The 19,175-nt window shown below is 51.3% G+C and carries 20 protein-coding genes, 3 tRNA genes and 1 pseudogene; 14 read left to right on the top strand and 10 right to left on the bottom strand.

Annotated elements, in window-relative coordinates; genetic code table 11:
• Positions 1 to 111: 111 nt before the first annotated feature.
• The 4 genes and pseudogenes from C7W93_RS19130 to argS all read right to left on the bottom strand — a co-directional run bounded on the left by C7W93_RS19130 (position 112) and on the right by argS (position 4,519).
• Entirely contained in the window at positions 112 to 894 is a 783-nt protein-coding gene (locus C7W93_RS19130; protein WP_108441831.1) for an SDR family oxidoreductase, read from the bottom strand.
• A 145-nt stretch (positions 895 to 1,039) separates the two neighbouring features.
• A complete protein-coding gene (locus C7W93_RS19125) occupies positions 1,040 to 1,753 on the bottom strand; it encodes a thiol:disulfide interchange protein DsbA/DsbL (RefSeq protein ID WP_108441830.1) in 714 nt (237 codons plus the stop codon).
• A 121-nt stretch (positions 1,754 to 1,874) separates the two neighbouring features.
• On the bottom strand, positions 1,875 to 2,594 hold the full coding sequence (locus tag C7W93_RS19120; protein WP_108441829.1) for an SPOR domain-containing protein: 720 nt from the start codon (positions 2,592 to 2,594) through the stop codon (positions 1,875 to 1,877).
• Between the two features lie 157 nt (positions 2,595 to 2,751).
• Positions 2,752 to 4,519, bottom strand: a pseudogene (gene argS, locus C7W93_RS19115) (arginine--tRNA ligase).
• A 368-nt stretch (positions 4,520 to 4,887) separates the two neighbouring features.
• Between argS and C7W93_RS19110 the strand changes: the two are divergent.
• The 3 genes from C7W93_RS19110 (at position 4,888) to C7W93_RS19100 (ending at position 7,509) form a co-directional block, all read left to right on the top strand.
• Positions 4,888 to 5,484 carry a nitroreductase family protein gene (locus C7W93_RS19110; RefSeq protein WP_108441828.1) on the top strand — a complete coding sequence of 199 codons (597 nt, stop codon included), beginning with the start codon at positions 4,888 to 4,890 and terminating at the stop codon, positions 5,482 to 5,484.
• A 288-nt stretch (positions 5,485 to 5,772) separates the two neighbouring features.
• Entirely contained in the window at positions 5,773 to 6,948 is a 1,176-nt protein-coding gene (locus tag C7W93_RS19105) for a glycosyltransferase (RefSeq protein ID WP_370446484.1), read from the top strand.
• Between the two features lie 36 nt (positions 6,949 to 6,984).
• Positions 6,985 to 7,509 carry a hypothetical protein gene (locus C7W93_RS19100; RefSeq protein ID WP_108441827.1) on the top strand — a complete coding sequence of 175 codons (525 nt, stop codon included), beginning with the start codon at positions 6,985 to 6,987 and terminating at the stop codon, positions 7,507 to 7,509.
• 7 nt (positions 7,510 to 7,516) lie between these two features.
• Here C7W93_RS19100 and C7W93_RS19095 read toward each other — a convergent pair whose 3' ends face one another.
• Together C7W93_RS19095 and C7W93_RS19090 are read right to left on the bottom strand one after the other, a co-directional pair.
• Positions 7,517 to 7,801, bottom strand: coding sequence for a chorismate mutase (locus C7W93_RS19095; protein ID WP_161539963.1), 285 nt, complete (start codon positions 7,799 to 7,801; stop codon positions 7,517 to 7,519).
• A gap of 70 nt (positions 7,802 to 7,871) precedes the next feature.
• Positions 7,872 to 8,351 carry an SRPBCC family protein gene (locus tag C7W93_RS19090; protein WP_108441825.1) on the bottom strand — a complete coding sequence of 160 codons (480 nt, stop codon included), beginning with the start codon at positions 8,349 to 8,351 and terminating at the stop codon, positions 7,872 to 7,874.
• A 172-nt stretch (positions 8,352 to 8,523) separates the two neighbouring features.
• Between C7W93_RS19090 and C7W93_RS19085 the strand changes: the two genes are divergently transcribed.
• From C7W93_RS19085 to C7W93_RS19075, 3 genes are all read left to right on the top strand, one after another.
• Positions 8,524 to 10,587, top strand: coding sequence for a UvrD-helicase domain-containing protein (locus C7W93_RS19085; RefSeq protein ID WP_108441824.1), 2,064 nt, complete (start codon positions 8,524 to 8,526; stop codon positions 10,585 to 10,587).
• Between the two features lie 165 nt (positions 10,588 to 10,752).
• Complete coding sequence (locus C7W93_RS19080) at positions 10,753 to 11,043, top strand: DUF4404 family protein (protein ID WP_108441823.1); 291 nt, start codon at positions 10,753 to 10,755, stop codon at positions 11,041 to 11,043.
• A 266-nt stretch (positions 11,044 to 11,309) separates the two neighbouring features.
• Positions 11,310 to 12,212, top strand: coding sequence for a recombination-associated protein RdgC (locus C7W93_RS19075; RefSeq protein WP_108441822.1), 903 nt, complete (start codon positions 11,310 to 11,312; stop codon positions 12,210 to 12,212).
• A gap of 49 nt (positions 12,213 to 12,261) precedes the next feature.
• Here C7W93_RS19075 and C7W93_RS19070 read toward each other — a convergent pair whose 3' ends face one another.
• The 3 genes from C7W93_RS19070 to C7W93_RS19060 form a co-directional block, all read right to left on the bottom strand.
• Positions 12,262 to 13,389, bottom strand: coding sequence for a GGDEF domain-containing protein (locus C7W93_RS19070; RefSeq protein ID WP_108441821.1), 1,128 nt, complete (start codon positions 13,387 to 13,389; stop codon positions 12,262 to 12,264).
• 360 nt (positions 13,390 to 13,749) lie between these two features.
• A tRNA-Asp gene (locus C7W93_RS19065) sits at positions 13,750 to 13,826 on the bottom strand.
• A gap of 34 nt (positions 13,827 to 13,860) precedes the next feature.
• A tRNA-Val gene (locus tag C7W93_RS19060) sits at positions 13,861 to 13,936 on the bottom strand.
• 383 nt (positions 13,937 to 14,319) lie between these two features.
• Here C7W93_RS19060 and C7W93_RS19055 point away from each other — a divergent pair.
• The 7 genes from C7W93_RS19055 to C7W93_RS19025 all read left to right on the top strand — a co-directional run bounded on the left by C7W93_RS19055 (position 14,320) and on the right by C7W93_RS19025 (position 18,171).
• Positions 14,320 to 14,787 (top strand): PACE efflux transporter, encoded by a 468-nt coding sequence (locus tag C7W93_RS19055; protein WP_146177586.1) that lies wholly within the window; start codon positions 14,320 to 14,322, stop codon positions 14,785 to 14,787.
• A 171-nt stretch (positions 14,788 to 14,958) separates the two neighbouring features.
• Positions 14,959 to 15,369 carry a hypothetical protein gene (locus tag C7W93_RS19050; RefSeq protein WP_225869980.1) on the top strand — a complete coding sequence of 137 codons (411 nt, stop codon included), beginning with the start codon at positions 14,959 to 14,961 and terminating at the stop codon, positions 15,367 to 15,369.
• Positions 15,370 to 15,610: 241 nt separating this feature from the next.
• A complete protein-coding gene (locus tag C7W93_RS19045; protein WP_108441819.1) occupies positions 15,611 to 16,114 on the top strand; it encodes a hypothetical protein in 504 nt (167 codons plus the stop codon).
• Positions 16,115 to 16,309: 195 nt separating this feature from the next.
• Positions 16,310 to 16,615, top strand: a complete 306-nt coding sequence (locus C7W93_RS19040) for a YqjD family protein (RefSeq protein WP_370446483.1) — start codon at positions 16,310 to 16,312, stop codon at positions 16,613 to 16,615.
• Positions 16,616 to 16,640: 25 nt separating this feature from the next.
• The gene (locus C7W93_RS19035) at positions 16,641 to 17,051 is read left to right on the top strand and encodes a phage holin family protein (RefSeq protein ID WP_108441818.1); all 411 of its coding nucleotides are present in this window, start codon (positions 16,641 to 16,643) and stop codon (positions 17,049 to 17,051) included.
• 14 nt (positions 17,052 to 17,065) lie between these two features.
• Positions 17,066 to 17,443 (top strand): hypothetical protein, encoded by a 378-nt coding sequence (locus tag C7W93_RS19030; protein WP_108441817.1) that lies wholly within the window; start codon positions 17,066 to 17,068, stop codon positions 17,441 to 17,443.
• Between the two features lie 68 nt (positions 17,444 to 17,511).
• A complete protein-coding gene (locus C7W93_RS19025; RefSeq protein WP_108441816.1) occupies positions 17,512 to 18,171 on the top strand; it encodes an OmpA family protein in 660 nt (219 codons plus the stop codon).
• 135 nt (positions 18,172 to 18,306) lie between these two features.
• Here the strand turns inward: C7W93_RS19025 and C7W93_RS19020 are convergent, their stop codons facing one another.
• Positions 18,307 to 18,909 (bottom strand): cytochrome c5 family protein, encoded by a 603-nt coding sequence (locus C7W93_RS19020; RefSeq protein ID WP_108441815.1) that lies wholly within the window; start codon positions 18,907 to 18,909, stop codon positions 18,307 to 18,309.
• A 184-nt stretch (positions 18,910 to 19,093) separates the two neighbouring features.
• Between C7W93_RS19020 and C7W93_RS19015 the strand changes: the two genes are divergently transcribed.
• A tRNA-Arg gene (locus tag C7W93_RS19015) sits at positions 19,094 to 19,169 on the top strand.
• Positions 19,170 to 19,175: the final 6 nt, after the last annotated feature.

Below are 19,175 nucleotides of genomic sequence, written 5' to 3'. Positions count from 1 at the left end.
GAATATTAGCCTTTAATATGGCTAAAAAAATGGCGTTCGAACCATCTGGTATCGAACGCCATTTTTCTATGGTCGATCATTTTTACATTTTTCCCCGCTGCGATTCGCTCGTTACCTGGATTTTCGGGCCTTATGTGGGGCTTTGGCAAAGGCCAGATCGTATAGCCAATTCGGCAAAAGACGCAGCAATTTAGCGACCACACCCATTTGCCAGGGGATGACCTGATAACTGCTTCCGCGTGTAATCGCGGCGCTGGCTTTGGCGGCGAATTTAGCTGCGGGCAGTAAAAATGGCATGCGATATTTGTTAACTTGCGTCATCGGGGTATCAATATAACCGGGCACCAACGTCACCACTTTGATACCACTGGCGCGCAGTTCGACTCTGAGGGATTCACAATAGCTGATCACTGCTGCTTTCGAGCCACTGTAAGCGCCAGCGCCTGGCAAACCCCGGATGCCCGCAACACTGCCGACGCCAACCAAACGGCAATCGCGCTGACCGGCCAACGCTTGTTGTTTCATGGTCGCGATAAAAGGACTGAACGTGGCGACGGTGGCCAGCATATTGGTGGCAAATACTTGCGCGAATACTTCCTGATCTTCGGCAAACTCGGTCAGCGTTCCCTGCGAAATACCCGCGCTGGCAATCACCACATCAACGCCGTTGCCAAAGGCGATAAAATCAGCCGCAGCCCTGCGCAATACCGCGTGATCATTCACGTCCAGAACATATAAGCGATGGCGTTCAGGATGCGGCAAGCGGCTGCGCAATTCCTGCAAAGGCGCAAGACGCCGGCCAACCATGCCTAGCGCAGCCCCCTGGGCGGCATATTGCTGGGCCAGCGCGGCACCGATGCCGCTAGAAGCGCCGGTAATAAAAACACGTTGCATGTGTGCATCCCAATAAAAAAGTCCGCCCTCTGCCGCTATGGAGGAGGTACGGACTTTATAAACAACTTTCTGGCGAATGTCGAACAGTCGAATGAACGAGCCGGCGAACCAACCCGCCGGTCTATCGCTGACGACTAATAAAAAATTACTTTTTCTTGGCTTGCGCTGGCGGTGCGGCAGTCTTATTTATATCTGCAGCCGATTTAATAATCAGTGCATCCACGACTTGCAGGGTGGCGGTAAATAATTGGGCCTCTGTACCGTTCATTGCCGAGCCGACTATCGATGGCGCAGTCATATATTTGCCATCCACCGCAATCATCGGTACGCCATCAATCTTGTAGGCATTTTGTAATTGAGTTGCACGCAGTGCTTTGGATTGCACACCAAACGAATTGTAAGTGTCGGTAAATTTGGCTTTATCCAGACCTTGTTTCACGGCGAAATCCAGAATCGTGGCGTCGGTATCGAGACGCTGACGCTGAACGTGAATCGCATTGAAGACTTTTTTATGCATCGCAGGCACCTGGCCCAGCGCTTCTAACGTGTAGTACAGTTTTTGCTGTGGCAAAAAGCGCGGATCGAAAGAAATCGGGACGCGTTTAAAATCAATCTTATCGCCTTGTTTGGCGACCCAATCCTCCAGTGCCGGTTCCAGCGCGTTGCAATGCGGGCAGCTGTACCAGAAGAATTCGATGACTTCAACTTTTTTGCTGGAATCGGTAGATTGCGGCACATCCAACACTTTGTAATCAGTACCGGCAACTGGATTTGCAGGAGAAGCGCTGACTGAGGCTGCCACCAAACCGAGACCAAGACTGAGACCAACAATAGCAAATGCACGTTGCAAGAAACGCATGAAATTTCCTTAATTGAGTTAAATAGCGTGCAACCTGACAGGATTGCACTACAAAGTTATTGCAAACACCGCCACCATCGACGCCAGCTTTTAAGCCTCTGGCGTCCTATAAGCTATCGGCTTATTTCGCGGAACGCACTACAGCAGTATTAATGCCGCTGTCCGACAACTTTCCGCGCATACGGTTCATTGTTTCTAAGCTACTAAATGAGCCTATGCGAACCCGATATAGCGAGCCGTTATCCGATGGTCGTTCGCTGATGCGCGCTTCAAAACCTTGCAAGGCTAATTTAGCGCGGGCGCTTTCGGCCTCTGCCTGCTCACGGAATGCGCCGACTTGCAAATAATAGATCCAATGATCATCAGTACTGTCAGCCTTGGCATTGGCAATATCGGCGGCAGCTTTTTTGGCCTTATCCGAGGTCGATTTATCAATGATGGGGGCTTTGGCTTCCTGCTGCTTCTCTTGAATCTTCTGGCCGATCGGATCAGCCGATTTTGGCGGCACAGCCAATGGATTCACCGCATGCTCCGGCACTACCGGAGGAGCTGTAGCAACAGCGGGCGCAGTTGGCGCAGGCGGGGTCGCTGGGAGCGGCGTGATTGGGTTGGTCTGACGGTTGCCGTATAGCGGCTTATTAGGATCGGAAAGTTGCTCCGGCGTCGTGATTGCTTCAGGCGCTTTTTCGCCCTTGGCGGCCTTATTGGTGAACGGCGTCGGCGTTTTGGTAATCATGATCGCGACCACGACTGCAATCGCCAGGCCAACAATCAGACCAAGAATGAGGCCCAATAACGTACCACCGGATTGCTTTTTTTGACGTTTGCCTAATTTGCTCATACTTCCAAGTTCCCCTGATTACACACGCGGTACAAAAACCAAAACCGTTCCAAGCACAACTCAACGCAGATCCACGTCAGAATTACACCACCGAACGACATCGCCAAGCTAGGGCAATATCGTTATGGCACTCGTTACTACATCAATTGACGCCGCATTAAGCCTCAGCTTCAACCTCAATCGGATCACGCCGCATCCGGTTTGGTGCCGATACACCGATCAACCCCAAGCCGTTACGCAAAACTTGTCGCGTTGCCATCATTAACGCCAACCGCGCCAACTTTAACGCATTATCGTCCACCAACACGCGTTCAGCATTGTAGTAGCTATGCAGTTCACCGGCCAGATCGCGCAGATAAAAGGCAACCTGATGCGGGCCGAGTTCTTCCAATGCGTGTTCCAGCATATCCGGATATGCCGCCAACTTTGCCATTAATAAGGCCTCACGCGGGGCGGTCAGCAAACTCAGGTCAACTTCGCTTAACGTCGCCTCATCGCCGACCCATTGCGCCATCACTGAGCAAATCCGTGCATGCGCCATTTGTACGTAATACACCGGATTTTCATCCGATTGCGCCAATGCCAGATCGACGTCGAATACGAATTCGGTATCGGCTTTGCGTGAAATCAGGAAGAAACGGACGGCGTCGCGGCCCCGCGTCAAATCCCGGCTGCCATCTTCTGCCACTGCATCGCCAGCCGACCATTCGATCAGATCGCGCACGGTGACATACGATCCCGCCCGTTTGGAAATTTTTACTTCCTCGCCATTCTTCATGACGGTGACCATCTTGTGTAGCACGTAATCCGGATAACCTTGCGGGATGCCGACGTTGACCGCCTGCAAACCAGCCCGTACTCGGGCGATGGTGCCGTGGTGATCGCTGCCCTGAACGTTGATGACTTTGCCAAACCCGCGCTGCCATTTGACGATGTGATAGGCGACATCGGGGACGAAATAGGTATAAGTGCCGTCCGACTTTTTCATCACGCGGTCTTTGTCATCACCATAGTCAGTGGTGCGTAACCATAGCGCGCCGTCCAGCTCATACGTTTTGCCCGCAGCGATCAATGTCTCGACCGCGTGATTGACCTTGCCGTCCTTGTACAACGATGATTCAAGATAATAGTTATCGAACTTCACGCCAAAGGCTAGCAAATCCAGATCTTGCTCACGGCGTAAGTAAGTGACCGCAAACTTGCGGATGGATTCAATATCGTTCAGATCGCCGCTGGCAGTGGCCGGATCACCATCGCTGGCTTCGACAGTTTTTTTGGCTAAGAAATCGAGCGCGATGTCGCTGATGTAATCGCCGTTATAGGCTGATTCCGGCCATCCTGCATCGCCGGGTTTAAGTCCTTTCGCGCGCGCCTGAACGGATGTTGCCAGCGTGGCAATCTGCACCCCGGCATCGTTGTAATAAAACTCACGCGTGACATCGTAACCCTGGGTTTGGAACAGCGACGACATCGCGTCGCCCAAAGCACCTTGGCGACCATGACCCACATGCAACGGTCCGGTTGGATTGGCCGAGACAAACTCGACCAACACTTTTTTACCCGCACCGGCAGTGCTTTTACCGAATTCAGCACCCTGTTGCAGCACTACTTTGACCACTTCCTGCTTGGCAGCGGCTGTCAGGCGGAGATTGATAAAGCCCGGTCCAGCAATTTCAGCGGCAGCGATCAAATCGCCACTCGCGCTGTTTGCCAATACGGCCGCGACCAGCGTTTGCGCCAGTTCACGCGGATTTTTTTTTCAGCGCTTTTGCCAGTTGCATGGCGATATTGCAAGCGATATCGCCATGCGCGGGGTCACGCGGACGCTCTAGCGTGACAGTCGGTTGCAGGTCTGTCCCGGCAATAATTGGCTGCAATGCAGCATTAAAAATGGCAATAATCTGTTGTTTTTGTTGCGCAAGCATGAAATGTCCGTCCAGTGGGACGGCTAGCCGTCCAAATAATGTGGATTATGTTTGTGAATCAACTTCAATTAACTCAACACCTAAGGCGAATGATTATACCGGCTTAGCGCCCGACACTAACCGCTGCGTGCGCGCCATCGGGCTACCGCACCATGCAAAATACGCGCACGCAGACTAAACCGGGGATTGTCTGCAAGCATTAAAAACTGCTGCTAAGATACTTTGCCAACTGGCACGCTGTGCTAACTGCTGCTAATTACCGATCATTAGCGTGAAACGCGCAGTTGCACTGCTTTGGAGCAGGCTCGACATTGATCCAATACGATTGCCGTTCTCCCTCATACATTTCACCTCAAACAGGAGTATCCATGTCCGATTCTAGCCCTCGCGTTGCCGAACATCCTATCGATCCGCAATTTATCAGCCGCTGGTCGCCGCGCGCATTCACCAGCGAGGAAATCACCGAACCGGCGTTATTAGCGATTCTGGAAGCCGCTCGCTGGGCGCCGTCTGCCTACAACGCGCAGCCTTGGCGCTTTGTATTTGCACGTCGCGGCACACCGCAATGGACGACATTGCTAGGTTTGCTGAACGACTTTAACCGTAGCTGGGCAGAAAATGCGTCGGCGTTGGTCATCGTTTTGTCCAAAACCACGTTTGCAGCGCCCGGCACTACAGAAGAAAAACCTTTCCCGACGCACTCATTTGACGCCGGTTCCGCCTGGGGCTATCTGGCGTTGCAAGCCACGTTATCTGGCTGGCACACCCATGGCATGGCCGGATTCGATAAAGAAAAAACCCGCCACGATCTGGCTATTCCGGCAGATTTTGCCATCGAAGCCGCGATTGCCATTGGCAAGATCGGCGATAAAACAACGCTACCTGCCGGTTTGCAGGGCAGAGAAGCGCCAAGCCCACGCTTGCCATTAAGCGCGTTGGTGTCAGAAGGCGTCTTCCAAGCCTAAAGCAACTATTCTGTGGCCCGTAGACGGCCAGCGCAAAACAAAAAACCACTGCCATTTTCTGGGCAGTGGTTTTTTTACAGGTGAATAAAAATACGACTTTTTTAGAAGCGGGATAGGTCGCTCGATATGTCGATTTCACATTCCTGACATATACGATAGGTAAGCTGCACAAAATTGCGGCGCTCTCGCAAGCTGCCAGGCGCCTATGCAAGCCCATCATCGTCATATTATCGTCATCCGGAGTTAACTATAAATAGCATCACCCACACCCCGAAACGACGCAAAATATTGTTATTAAGCGTTTCTGCCGGTGCCGGTCACATGCGCGCTGCCGAAGCACTCAAAGCCTATGCGACAGAATGCCCCGAAACCGATGTCGTGCATTGGGATGCAATGGCCTATGTTCCCGCCGGCTTCCGGGCGATATATACCGATCTTTACCTGCATCTGGTGAATCGTCACCCGGCCGTGTGGGGCTACGTTTACCAGAAAAGCGACAACGCCGACCCCGACGCCACGATGCAAAAACTACGGCGTGCAATGGAGCGTCTCAGCACACGCAAATTACGCATAGCCATCAACGCCTACGCGCCAGATGCGATCATTTGCACGCATTTTTTACCCGCCGAAATGCTAGGCCGAGAAATCAGTCAGCAACGCTTGTCGTGTCCGGTATGGGTACAAGTCACCGATTTCGACCTGCATAGCATGTGGCTGCAACCGCAAATGCAAGGCTATTTTGCGGCGAGCGAAGAAATCGCTTTCCGCATGCGACATCGCGGCGTTGCAGCGGCTTGCGCCCACGTCACTGGCATCCCCGTCTTGCCGGCCTTTACGCAAACCTTGCAGCGGGCGCATTGCGCGGCGACCTTTGGACTAGACCCGCAACGACCGATTATTTTGCTGATGTCGGGCGGTGCCGGGATAGGCGGTCTGGATAAGACCGTGCAGAGTTTGCTAGCGATAGAGAGCGGTAAAGACACGACCAGCGACTTTCAATTGGTGGCGCTGGCGGGCAAGAATCCTGAATTGCTGAATAATCTCCAGCAATTAGCGGCAAAGCATCCGACACGCCTGAAAGCGTTTGGATTTTCCCATCAGGTCGAGCAATTAATGGCCTGCGCCGATCTGGTGATCACCAAACCCGGCGGCCTGACGACCTCTGAATGTCTGGCGATGGGCGTGCCAATGATCATCCATTCGCCGATTCCCGGACAAGAAGAACGCAACGCCGATTATTTGCTCGAGCAAGGCGCGGCACTAAAGGCAGTCGATCTGACCGCCCTCAACTATCGTCTGCAAATTCTGCTGCAACATCCGCCATTACTCGCCAAATTACGCGAACGCAGTCAAGCGCTGGGGCGTCCGCACGCTGGGCGCGATGTGCTAAAAATCGTGTTGTCCCATCTTAACGCCAAGACCGCCCACCCGATGCACGCTATCGAATCCCTCCAAGCTAGTTAACCGCCCTTTTTTCAGGCTTTCTTAGGCGTAATCACGATGCAACTGACTTCCTCCCGCCGCTTAGTCGGTATGCTGCTATGGGCCGTGCTTCTGGCGTATTTTTTTGCCAATGTAGAAATCCAGATCGAAGGCGGCGCGGGCTGGGCCGCTAATTTACCCACCTGGCGCATTGAACATCACTGGCTGCTGGATATTTTCTGGGGCGGCCGCGCGATGACCGGCTACCACGCCTGGGTATTTCCCTTTATCGCGCTAGCGTTTCATTATCCGATCTGGTTCAACGGGCGTTGGAACTGGCGTGACGAAGGGCGCATTCTGGCCTCGATCATGGTGTTTTGGATCTCGGAAGACTGGCTGTGGTTCTTGATTAACCCCGCCTTCGGCCTGGGCCGCTTCAATCCGATTGATGTGCCGTGGCACAAACATTGGCTGGGGCCGGTGCCGGTGGATTACTGGCTATTTTCATCGGTTGCGTTACTGCTGCTGTGGTTAGCAGAGCGTCGGCCCCGACCACTCGACACCAGGCGCGATGCCTCTACATCATTGCGCGTGCACAAATAAACCCGACTTAAATCTCTTGGTGATTCTTCACCACTGTTTTCAGCAACGACTGAAACAGATTCTCGATAAAATCCGGGTCCACGCCAGCATCGGTCGCCAGTTTCCGTACTTTTACGATTTGCAGGCGTTCGCGCTCGGCGTCTCTGGCTTCCAGGCCGTTTTCCTTTTTGAGGACGCCAACCTGAGCAGTCAGGCCAAAGCGCTGGCCTAGCAAATTTACCAACTGTGCATCGACGACATCGATTTGATCGCGTAACTGTAGCAATTGCGGGTTGATTTTTGTATCGGACATGACGGCTCTCATATTTTTTAAAAACTGTTATTTGTAAACGGCGCAGAAGGGCAAATACGCAGAACGGCGCCTAGTCCAGCTTGCCAGCGTCGGCCAACTCGCGAATGATGCGGACCGTGTCGATATCGGATTGCAGATACGCGGATCGACGAAATTCGACGTACATTTTTTCTTCGGCATCAATATCGGCTTCTGTTTCAACGCCGTCATCGGCATAAGAAAAACGCACGAATAAGGCATCGGGCTGAGGCTGCTCGATGGTCATGGTGAGGCTTGAGCCGACGATATCTTCTTGTGCGGGCACTTGGTAACGCACCTGTAATTGTGGCAAATAACTCACAATATCGCGAATCACGACTTTGCCGTAGCGCAATTCCCGTGTCACACACTCCATGGATTTTTCTAAAATCTGGCATTCGTCCAGATGGGGGACGAATAGCATCGGCTGCTCTGCGCGCAAGACCAATCCGCGCCATAGTTGCTCAGAAGTCAATGGTTCGATCAGCGGATTGAGGGGATCATTGATTTCGATCAGGTGGGTAAATTTCATAAATAACTCAGTAAAAGTGAAAGCCAAGGCGATAACCGAATTCTCCCATAGAACGCAAGCGCTAATGTGGCAGAGGCGCACATTGGTACAGATAACAGCAGTTTCCACTGACTTGGTTGCGCCGGAGCCAGACTGTTAAAATGATCCGCTTTGCTTCTATCTGGCTCGCCGCATGTCGTCCACTCCCAATTTTGGTCTTAACGCCCCGCAACGGGAAGCCGTCAAATATATGGACGGCCCCTGCCTGGTGCTGGCCGGTGCTGGCTCAGGCAAGACGCGCGTCATTACGCAAAAAATCGCCCATCTGATCGAGGATTGCGGCTATGAACCCCGGCATATCGCGGCGCTGACGTTTACCAACAAAGCGGCGACCGAGATGCAAGAGCGGATCGCTAAGTTGCTGAAAGAGCCGAAACAAGCCAAACATATTACTGTCAGTACATTTCACTCGTTAGGCGTAAAGATTTTGCGGCAGGAAGCACGCGAATTGGGACTGAAAGATCGGTTTTCGATCATGGACAGTGATGATTGTTTTTCCATTGTGCAAGATTTGGCGATTACAACCGATAAGCAATTGATACGTCGGATTCAAACCGCAATGTCATTGTGGAAAAACGGTTTGATCGATCCCGAGCAGGCGCTAAAAGAGGCCGTCACAGAGGACGAAGCGCAGGCAGCGCGGATTTATTTGAGTTATGTCGCCACGCTAAAAGCCTATCAAGCGGTGGATTTCGATGACTTGATCCGGTTTCCGGTCGAATTGTTCCGCACCAATGAGGTTGTGCGCGATAAATGGCAGCGCCGTTTGCGCTATTTATTGGTCGATGAATATCAAGATACCAACACTTGCCAGTATGAGCTGGTCAAATTACTAGTCACCGGCGTAGGCAAAAAACCAATGTTCACGGCGGTGGGCGATGACGATCAGGCAATTTATGCATGGCGGGGTGCGACAATTGAGAATCTGAAAACCTTGCAGGTCGATTTCCCCGACCTGAAAGTGATCAAGCTGGAGCAAAATTACCGCTCTTCCACGCGCATTCTGCAAGCTGCCAATGCAGTGATCGGCAATAACCCCAAACTGTTTGAGAAATCGCTCTGGTCCGAGCATGGTTTAGGCGATCCCATCAAAGTCATGGGCATGGAAGACGATGAGAAAGAGGCCGAACAGGTCGCCATCATGCTATCGGCGCATCGCTTTGAACGGCGCGCCAAATTTGCCGACTATGCGATTTTGTATCGCGGCAATCATCAGGCCCGTATTTTTGAAAAAGCGCTGCGACGTGAACGTATTCCGTATGTCATGTCTGGCGGTCAAAGCTTTTTTGACAAGGCGGAGATCAAAGACATCATCAGTTATTTACGGCTGATCGCTAACGAAGACGACGATCCGGCCTTTATTCGGGCCATCACGACACCTAAACGCGGCGTCGGCCAAGCCACGCTGGAAGTGCTGGGCACCGTCGCCGGGCAATGGCAATGTTCGCTATTTGAAGCGGTCTTTAAGGGCGGCATTGACGTTAAACTGACCGATCGGCAGTTATATCCATTGCGACAATTCGGTAATTTCATCAATCAATTAGAGGCGCGCGCCAGCCGTATCGGCCCGGCTGGCAGTGGCGAAAACGCTGCATCTGTGCTCGACGATATGATGACCGAAATCAACTATGAAGCGTATTTATACGACAACTTCGATGATCGACAAGCTCAGAGCAAATGGCAAAACGTGCTCGACTTCACTAATTGGCTGAAGGAAAAGGGAACGGGCGGCAAAGATGGCGCGGGCGAAGAAAAGAATTTGCTGGAACTGACGCAGATGGTCGCGCTGATGTCGATGCTGGATGGGCGCGATGAAGAGCCTGACGCTGTCAGGATGTCAACTTTACATGCCTCCAAAGGGCTGGAATATCCACACGTATTTCTGATCGGCGTAGAAGAAGGCATTTTGCCGCACAAGGGCGATCCCGATGCGCCGCCTGAGATCGTGGCAGCACGTATCGAAGAAGAACGGCGTCTGATGTACGTCGGTATCACGCGGGCGCAGCGTAGTTTGCATGTTAGCTGGTGCAAAAAACGCAAACGGGCTGGCGAAAGCGTGCATTGCGATATGTCGCGCTTCATCAAGGAAATGAAACTTGATGAAGGCGATGCCGTCCCAACCGAGGCAGAACAGATCACGCCGCAAAACCGATTAGCGAGTTTGAAAGCATTATTGCAAAAGCCCCGAGCGGCGTGAGATGATGACTTCGAATAGTCTCGACTAGACTCGGATGACTTCATGGACGCCGGCGGTTTATCTGGCGTGTCAGAAAATGCAGACGATGAAGATGCGATCGACCGCTGCGATAGTGGCGGCGCATTTTTCGAATTAATAACATTTCAGTAAATAAGAGAAATCATCATGACCATCGACAACCTTAAAGAATCACTGCAAAAACTGCACGCTACGCTAGAAAGCGGCGCGCCTGTCGATCCTGAAATCCAAGCGCTGTTGCAAACGCTGGATACCGATATCCAAAAAGTGCTGGCCAAAAATAGTAGCCCGGTAGTAGAAACGACCGACGACAATGAAGCCAGCAGCGATCTGGTCCAGCAAGCGCAGAAAATCTCTGCCCGTCTGGCAGTACGCCATCCGCATCTGGAACCGGTATTTCGCGAAATCGCCGATACGCTGACTAAGATGGGTATTTAATAGGCCGAAACTGGCTTATTTTTAGTTATTTTTTTCACTTACTTTCAAGATTCGGGCCGACGAACGCATGTTTTATCGCAATCCTTTTTTGAGCTGCATATTGCACCGCATTCATCTCGTCGATCCAACTTTTGCCGTGGCTTTGATCGAATAAGTTCTGATCAAAGCCCACGCTTTTTCCCCTAACGCTCCTATGCCAACGTGCTCAGTAACGGGTTTGCTCACCGTTGCCAGGTATTGAACGGCGCACTTTTTTACGGAATACCATGTGGTTTAAAAATCTACAAATTTATCGCATTCCCGCACCTTGGGCGATCTCATCCGAGCAGCTGGAAGGCTTTTTGTCCAAGCAGGCATTTGCTGAATGCAGCAGCCTGGAAATGCAAAGTCAGGGCTGGGTGTCACCGCGTGACAACGGCATGCTGGTGCATACGGTGAATCGTCAGATAATCCTGGCGCTGGGCACGGAGAAAAAATTGCTGCCGGCGACCGTCATCAATCAGGTCACCAAAGCCCGCGCCGCTGAAATCGAAGAGCAACAAGGCTTCGCGCCCGGTCGCAAACAACTTAAAGACCTAAAAGAACAGATCACGGACGAATTACTTCCGCGTGCGTTCAGTATTCGCCGCACGACTTGGGTCTGGATTGATCCGCTCAACGGCTGGTTGGTGGTGGATGCATCCAGCCCGGCTAAAGCTGAAGAAGTGTTGAAATTACTGCTCGGCTCGGTCGATAAATTGCAAGTGTCAGGGTTGCGCACGGTGCATTCGCCGCTGACCTCCATGACCGACTGGCTGGTCGCTGACGAAGCGCCTAGTGGCTTTACCGTCGATCAGGACACCGAATTACGGGCTAACGGCGAAGGCAAGGCTACCGTGCGTTACGTTCGTCACACGCTGGAAGCCGACGATGTTCGACGTCACATTGCGGCTGGCAAACAATGCACCCGCCTGGCAATGACGTGGGCCGACCGGATTTCATTTGTATTGACGGAAGGTCTCGCCATCAAACGCATCGCCCCCCTTGACGTGATCAAGGAAGAAAACGATGTGACGAGCAAAAGCGACGATGAACGTTTTGATTCAGATCTGGCGCTGATGACCGGTGAACTGAATAAGATGCTCAATGATTTGGTGTTTTCATTGGGTGGCGAGCCGGTAGCTGCCTGAGCTTTAAAGCCTAAGCCTTAAGCCTCAACCTCTCCTAAACTTAGCCTCGCTAAGCAGCAACGACGTCAATGGCGCTGTCTCCATCGACTTCGTTGCTGGCCATCACGCGATTACGGCCAGCGGATTTGGCTGCATATAACGCAATATCAGATCGCTGAAAAGCCGCTGCGACCGTCTCACCGGGACGAAAATCGGTTACCCCAATCGATGTCGTCAGTTCGATACCTACCCCAAATTGATGCCAGTTAAATCCTGCCGTCTGATCGCAAATTCGCTCCAGCGGGACCATCCCGTCTTTTACTGTCGTCCCGGTCAGAACTAAGACGAATTCGTCACCGCCATAGCGGGCAAAATGGTCGCTTAGGCGCATTTCGTTACGCACGATCTGGACAAAGGCTTTCAGGACTTCATCGCCCACCAGATGCCCAAAACGATCGTTGACGCTCTTAAAGCCATCCAGATCGAGCATCGCGATACAAAATGGCGTACCGCCGCGCTGAAAGCGTTTTTGTTCCACCGCGAGAATTTCCGTCAACGAGCGACGGTTTTCGGTATTCGTCAATTCATCGCGGGTTGCCAGTTCTCTGACCCTTCGCATCGCCAATAACAAGGTGCGATTTTTTGTCGACATCCGCTTACGCACGCGGTCCAAAAAGTCGGCCATAAACACACAACGCCCCAACGTCAGCGCAAACGACAGGTACACCAGCACACGGCCATATGCACTATCAACGGGCAAGCCCAAGCGCGCCCCAACCAGATAAAACGCGACCGCCAGCCCTAACGCGCCGATCAACCAGGAAATAAAGTAGCGCACGCTAGGAAGCGAAGCGACACCAGACGCGTAAACCGTGAAAAGATTGATCAAAAACAGATAACCAACTTCTGGCGCCAGTATCACAAAGCCAATTTGACCAATAACGGAGACCAACACTTGCGCGAAGGTCATGCTGGGATCTTTGAATCTGCGGTTGTAGCCGCTCTGGATCATCCAATAAAAGCAGCCGTTCATCACCAGCGCGATAACGCCATACAGCAGCACGACGCTGCCAGGCACGAGACCGATGTAAGCGAAGGCGGCGAGCAGGAACGTGTCCAGCGCATAGCTCAGCATTACCCAGCGCAGCATACGGCGGGTTAGCGCATTAATTTTGTGTAGTCGTCGCGGTTCCATCATCTGACGATCGCTTTTATGGTCTTGTTGAATTCGTCAGGGATGAGCGATGCCCAAATGACGGGTGATTCATTGCCGAAAAGAAAGTAAACAAATGCCAAGTATTTTCAGGATCAACAATAGCGTGGTGTTGCGAAATTGGCAAGTAAGACAAGATAAAAATCTTCCGATGGTTACTTGGCGCAAACCCCCTTTTCAGGGATAGGAAAACACACCATGAAGTTTATTGAATGCGACACGGCGCACCAAACTACCGGGATCAATAAAACTATGAAAGGAGGCTATAACTGAGGGTATTGCATCTCAACTATACAAACATCAGACGAAAAAAAAGACACACTTTCGTGTGTCTTTTTATATTCTTGGCGGAGCGGACGGGACTCGAACCCGCGACCCCCGGCGTGACAGGCCGGTATTCTAACCAACTGAACTACCACTCCTGATACTGCACTTCTTTACGTCTATTCGGCTAACTGGTGGGTGCTGAGAGGCTCGAACTCCCGACCTACGCCTTGTAAGGGCGCCGCTCTACCAACTGAGCTAAGCACCCAAATGCTTATTCAGCCGAACTTCCGTGGCGTTTGTCACAACGCCTAAGAGAGGCCGAATTATACATGAGATTTTTTGTTCGTCTACAATTTCGTTGAAATTTCTTAAAAAATCTTAAAACGTGGTTTTTGCAGGCTGAAAAAAGACAGATTACACGGCTTCCATAGGCCCGTTCTTAGTGGCAACTCTGCTAAAAATCACCGCAAAAATTAAATCAAATGTATCTCTGCAAGCAAATAAGCAGCTTTCTAAAAACACATCGCCGCAGCAAATCGCGAGTGGATCGAAGGGCAAAATAAGCGCCTATTCAGGTCCATCCCCTACTCACCCGATAAAGTGCGAATACCGGGTATAACGCTGCCATAACACCTTAACGCGAGGCAATTGCTATACTGCCGCCTTGTCACCGAATTCAATCTACAGGAAATTATTATCTCTACCTTATTGCGCCGCATCCTCCATGCCATTCTGTTTGAAGTAGGTGCCCTCGTCATTTTGGTGCCGCTTATGTCGTATGGATTTGGGATGGATCTATTTCACTTTGGGGCGCTGGCCCTGATCCTCGCCCTCTGTGCAATGGGCTGCAATATGTTTTACAACCATGTATTTGAATGGTTTGAAACGCGCTATGGCTGGATTCGCACAGTTCCTGTCAGGATCGGACATACGCTTGGTTTTGAAGTCTGCTTCATGGCCGTGGCGCTGCCCATTACAGCCTGGTGGATGAATATCAGCGTCATCGACGCGCTGATGCTGGACCTGGTGTTTTCCGTATTTTTCATGTTGTACGCGTTTTGCTTTAACTGGGTCTATGACGTCGCCCGTCGACGTTTAACCATGCGCGCCGAATAACTTAAGCGTCGCATAATAGTAATAAAGTGCTAATATTTAGTCGTAACCTGTTCGACAATTTCGATCTCGGGGTGCGCTATGAAAATCCAGGCAGTGGCATGTAAACTGTGCGTGAGTGTACTTGTAGGTACACTTTTATCGACTGGATTAAGCGGTTGTGTCGGCGGACTGATGGATCGTCTTAGCCTTAACAAACCCACGCCGCCGATTATCGTTCCTGAGCGCCCCACCAGCACCGCGACACTGGACGGCTATAAACGTAATCTGGCGCAACGCATCGTTGCAGTCAACTCCACCAACGTCTATATTGGCAGGCCACAAGCTTTGCTGCGGGCGGTGATCGTATTAAAATTTTATATCGACGCTGACGGCAAATTGCTGCGCACCGAAATCATGCGAACCAATCAGGATCGTGTCGCAGAAGCCGTTGCGTTATCATCCGTCAAAAAGGCGGCGCCCTTCCCTAAGCCAGAAAGTCAGCTACTACGCAGAGGGGAGGTAGAAATTTCTGAAAGTTGGTTGTTTAATAATGATGGGCGCTTTCAGTTACGCTCGGTTGCCGATGCGCAAATGGATGAATAACGAACAGCCATCTCATGGGCCAAACGCTTAGCTGGAAACATTTGGGTGCCAGCACATTTCATTGATTCAGCACGTTATCCGCTTATTTTTACGAAAAAGTAAGTCTTCGCGTCCTAAGTCTGCAACAATTTCAGCTGTTATCTTTTTTTGCTTCTTTCTTGCATCATTAGCGCGCGTGAATGGGAATATTGCAGCGCGCTTTTGCTGCACAGAACATCTCTCAACATCGCAATAGGTCACCATGTCAACCGCCGATTACCAGCGCCCCTCCAAGCTTTACCGTTACTCCGAACGCCAATGGATAGAGCGTGCACTTACACTCGGAGAATTCCGCCTCCGCCCTCCTGTCGAAAGTTTGCAAATTACGCATCTGCATACCGCATCTCGCGCCGCGCCGCAGTTGCTCACCTTAAGCATGAGCTGCGTCTGCGAGGATGCGCTATATGACGAATTTTCTCCCAGCGATTGCTGTCTGGTGATCAATAATCCAGAGGAATTCGGCGAACGCATACACCGGGCAGCGCAACGTATGCTGCCAAGTTGGGCGGGGATTGATGGTGCCATTTCGTATGGCAAACAAAATCCGCTTGGCGCTGCTTTCACCAAAAATGCACGCAATGCGTCTCAAAAAGAATGGTTATTTGCGTGGCGGCCAATGCAGCCAACAATGACGTTACGTCCGATCGTGATTCAAATTGGGAATATCGAAGGCATTGCCGAACTAAAACACAAAACGGGTGTGTAAATTGAGTTTGCCGGGCGAGGGATTATTTTTGCACTCAGAGAAATTTGCGCATTCGTGCATAAACAGTGCAACTAAATGTCTTTATGCCAATCCAATTTGCCAATGTCGCAGGATTATTAGTAAAAGGTAAGCACGCCTCACGCAGTTTTTCAGAAGTCTATTCGTTATACTGGTACTTTATTAGCAAGGAGCCAAATGATGCATAAATCGAGCTTTAGAACCACCCGCGGCGATATCAGAACATTGATAAAAGATGCACAAGACCTGTTCCACGAGGCAGCCGCCACTACCGGTGAAAAAGCAGAAGTACTGCGTCACAAAGGATCGGAATTACTCGATACTGCGGTCGTAAAAGCGCAAAATGTCCAGACGGCGGCGCTTGAAACCGGTAAGGAAATTGCGGCGACAACTGATGATTACGTACATGAAAATCCTTGGGGAGCGGTCGCTGTATCGGCCACGATAGGCTTATTACTGGGCCTGATCATCTCTCGTAAATAAATTGTAGTACAACCTTCAGGCGAGCATGGACCATCCACAATCCAAGCATTCCAGCGCGAAACATCCTGCGCATGAGCAGCCCAGTCTGATCACCGGGCTGGTTGGCACGGCCAAAAATATGTTCGCACTGCTGATCAGCCGGATTGAACTCGCCGCACTGGAGTTCTCTGAAATCGGCTCGCATGTCGTCAAATTACTTTTAGTGTTTTCGCTAGGCATTCTGGCGTTATTATTTGCTCTGGCATTTTGGAGCGGACTAATAGTGGTGTTGGCCTGGGATAGTCTGGGCTGGAAAATATTGCTGATTTTGGCGACACTATTTACGCTGGTCGCTATCGCGATGGCGATGTATGTGCGATCCATTTTAGGGCAAGGCCGGATCGGCCTTCCTCAGACCATGAGCGAACTGCGTAAAGATCGGGATGCGTTACTTTGACTACGAGGCCAGACATGACCAATCAATCCCTTGCCGAGCGAAAACGTTCCCTCGCCGAACGTAAGCGCTATCTGCTAGAAGAAGGGGCAATATTTCGCGCAGAAATTATTGCCTGCCGCGGTATCGTTCGATCCAGAATGACCGGCGGTTCCCTCTCCAAAAACCTATTTGGACGCTTTGCCAACATAGCCTATTCAATAGCGTCTAAACAATCCGGTCTTTTCTCAGCGGCACGTTTGAAGTCGCTAGCGCCCATTTTAGTTACCGGCGTTTCGCTGCTATCCAAGCGTTATATCCGCAAATCGCTTATCGTTGGCAGTGTTCTGATTGCCGGGATAGGCGCGGTTACCTACTTAAGTAACAGAAATAATAAAGCTGCGGACGAAGAATAATCGCATACCGTAGCAAAGGGAGATGGTGCTTCACCGTTTATTAAGGCCTTAACTTTTTGAGAGAAAAAATGAATACATTCAAGCTAGGTAGTATCGCACTGGCCGTAACATTGGCCACTGCCGGTTGCGCTAATATGTCCGACACACAACGCGGTACCGCAACGGGTGCAGGCGTTGGCGCTGGTATCGGCGCGCTGCTTGGCGCGGTAACCGGTCCAGGTGGCGGCGGTCGCGCACTTGGCGGTGCAGCCATCGGCGGCGCGATCGGCGCAGTCGCTGGCAATATCTGGTCCAACAAGATGGAAAAGCAAAAGCAGGCAATGCAGCAAGCTACCCAGGGTACTGGTGTAGAAGTTAGCCAAACCGCCGATAATCGTCTTAAATTAGCAATCCCTAGCGATATTTCGTTTGCTACTGGCCGCGCCGATATCACGCCTGACTTCCGTCCGATTCTTGAACGATTTGCATCGACACTCGGAGAAAATACGGCAACCACGGTTACCATCATCGGTCATACCGACAGCACAGGCAGCGATGCAATCAATGATCCATTGTCATTACAGCGCGCTGCAAGCACACGCAACTTCCTGACATCACGCGGCATTTCGCCGAACCGTTTTGGCATCGAAGGCCGTGGCTCACATGAACCAATCGCCTCCAACGATACCAATTTCAATCGCGCCAAAAACCGTCGCGTTGAAATTTATGTCGCTGAACCGCAACGCTAATAATCAAAGCATTTAATGCAGCCAGTGCATTGCGCTGACGCAAAAAAAGCCGACTCAATGAGTCGGCTTTTTTATATCGATTTTAATAGCAGTATCAGGCTTACTTCCGCGCTAACACCACCATTTTTGCTGATCTTACTTAGCGGCAGTAGCAGGAGCAGCAGGAGCGGAGGAAGCCGCAACAGCAGCAGCGCTAACTGAAGCATCTGCAGCAGCAGCTACTGGCGCCGCAGGAACTGCTGGTTCCTTGAATTTACCACCCGATGCATTCACCATGAACACCACCGCGCGCGCCACTTCCACATCATCCAGATCAGGATTACCCCCCTTAGCTGGCATTGCACGTAAGCCACTGATCGCATAACCGATGACTTTTTCTTCACCGACACCAAGGCGAGGACCCCAAGCCCCTGCATCGCCGAATTTAGGCGCACCGGCAGCACCGGTAGCATGGCAAGCTGCACAAGTCGATTTGTAAACTTCTTCACCGGTCAAAAATACGCGTGGCGCATTGACGTCTTTAAAAGTAAAACCTTCATCGGCAACCGGTTTTAAGCGGGCGGCAATGGCTTCAGGTGTCTGTCCCTCTGAACCGGCTCCGGGTTTCTGTGTATTAGTGACAAATTGCACCAGCAATACGATACAGATAATCGGGACTAAAAAGCCTGCCAGGATAGCGACGATTAGTTGCTTTGGCGTCTTGATTGCGGATTGTTCTTCGTTATGTGCGTCGCTCATGATTCCCTCAGTACAATTTTCAAAACCGGTGGGCAGATGTAGACGCGCGTAAAATATCAGAACAACGCACGGTCCCTCGCCAAACCCTTGATTATAGTCGTATTAATCACTGTTTGGAACGATAAAGCAACGCATTTCATGGACGTGCGCACAGAAAAACGGTATCCTTCGTAACTCTTAATGTGCGGCTGTAGCTCAGTGGATAGAGTATTGGCCTCCGAAGCCAAGGGTCGCTGGTTCGATTCCAGCCAGCCGCACCAATAGAA

The organism is Glaciimonas sp. PCH181 (assembly GCF_003056055.1).
In the GTDB taxonomy this organism is placed as follows: Bacteria; Pseudomonadota; Gammaproteobacteria; order Burkholderiales; family Burkholderiaceae_D; genus Glaciimonas.
Note: the sequence above shows the minus strand (reverse complement) of the source record. Positions and strands in the feature narration are given on the sequence as shown.

What these genes read in the sequence shown, in the direction of transcription:
- C7W93_RS19025 (WP_108441816.1), top strand. Translation starts at nt 17,512, where the DNA reads ATGAATACATTCAAGCTAGGTAGTATCGCACTGGCCGTAACATTGGCC.
- C7W93_RS19070 (WP_108441821.1), bottom strand. Translation starts at nt 13,389, where the DNA reads ATGATGGAACCGCGACGACTACACAAAATTAATGCGCTAACCCGCCGT.
- C7W93_RS19030 (WP_108441817.1), top strand. Translation starts at nt 17,066, where the DNA reads ATGACCAATCAATCCCTTGCCGAGCGAAAACGTTCCCTCGCCGAACGT.
- C7W93_RS19110 (WP_108441828.1), top strand. Translation starts at nt 4,888, where the DNA reads ATGTCCGATTCTAGCCCTCGCGTTGCCGAACATCCTATCGATCCGCAA.
- C7W93_RS19090 (WP_108441825.1), bottom strand. Translation starts at nt 8,351, where the DNA reads ATGAAATTTACCCACCTGATCGAAATCAATGATCCCCTCAATCCGCTG.
- C7W93_RS19080 (WP_108441823.1), top strand. Translation starts at nt 10,753, where the DNA reads ATGACCATCGACAACCTTAAAGAATCACTGCAAAAACTGCACGCTACG.
- C7W93_RS19120 (WP_108441829.1), bottom strand. Translation starts at nt 2,594, where the DNA reads ATGAGCAAATTAGGCAAACGTCAAAAAAAGCAATCCGGTGGTACGTTA.
- C7W93_RS19045 (WP_108441819.1), top strand. Translation starts at nt 15,611, where the DNA reads ATGTCAACCGCCGATTACCAGCGCCCCTCCAAGCTTTACCGTTACTCC.
- C7W93_RS19035 (WP_108441818.1), top strand. Translation starts at nt 16,641, where the DNA reads ATGGACCATCCACAATCCAAGCATTCCAGCGCGAAACATCCTGCGCAT.
- C7W93_RS19130 (WP_108441831.1), bottom strand. Translation starts at nt 894, where the DNA reads ATGCAACGTGTTTTTATTACCGGCGCTTCTAGCGGCATCGGTGCCGCG.
- C7W93_RS19020 (WP_108441815.1), bottom strand. Translation starts at nt 18,909, where the DNA reads ATGAGCGACGCACATAACGAAGAACAATCCGCAATCAAGACGCCAAAG.
- C7W93_RS19085 (WP_108441824.1), top strand. Translation starts at nt 8,524, where the DNA reads ATGTCGTCCACTCCCAATTTTGGTCTTAACGCCCCGCAACGGGAAGCC.
- C7W93_RS19125 (WP_108441830.1), bottom strand. Translation starts at nt 1,753, where the DNA reads ATGCGTTTCTTGCAACGTGCATTTGCTATTGTTGGTCTCAGTCTTGGT.
- C7W93_RS19100 (WP_108441827.1), top strand. Translation starts at nt 6,985, where the DNA reads ATGCAACTGACTTCCTCCCGCCGCTTAGTCGGTATGCTGCTATGGGCC.
- C7W93_RS19095 (WP_161539963.1), bottom strand. Translation starts at nt 7,801, where the DNA reads ATGTCCGATACAAAAATCAACCCGCAATTGCTACAGTTACGCGATCAA.
- C7W93_RS19050 (WP_225869980.1), top strand. Translation starts at nt 14,959, where the DNA reads ATGGATCGTCTTAGCCTTAACAAACCCACGCCGCCGATTATCGTTCCT.
- C7W93_RS19040 (WP_370446483.1), top strand. Translation starts at nt 16,310, where the DNA reads ATGATGCATAAATCGAGCTTTAGAACCACCCGCGGCGATATCAGAACA.
- C7W93_RS19075 (WP_108441822.1), top strand. Translation starts at nt 11,310, where the DNA reads ATGTGGTTTAAAAATCTACAAATTTATCGCATTCCCGCACCTTGGGCG.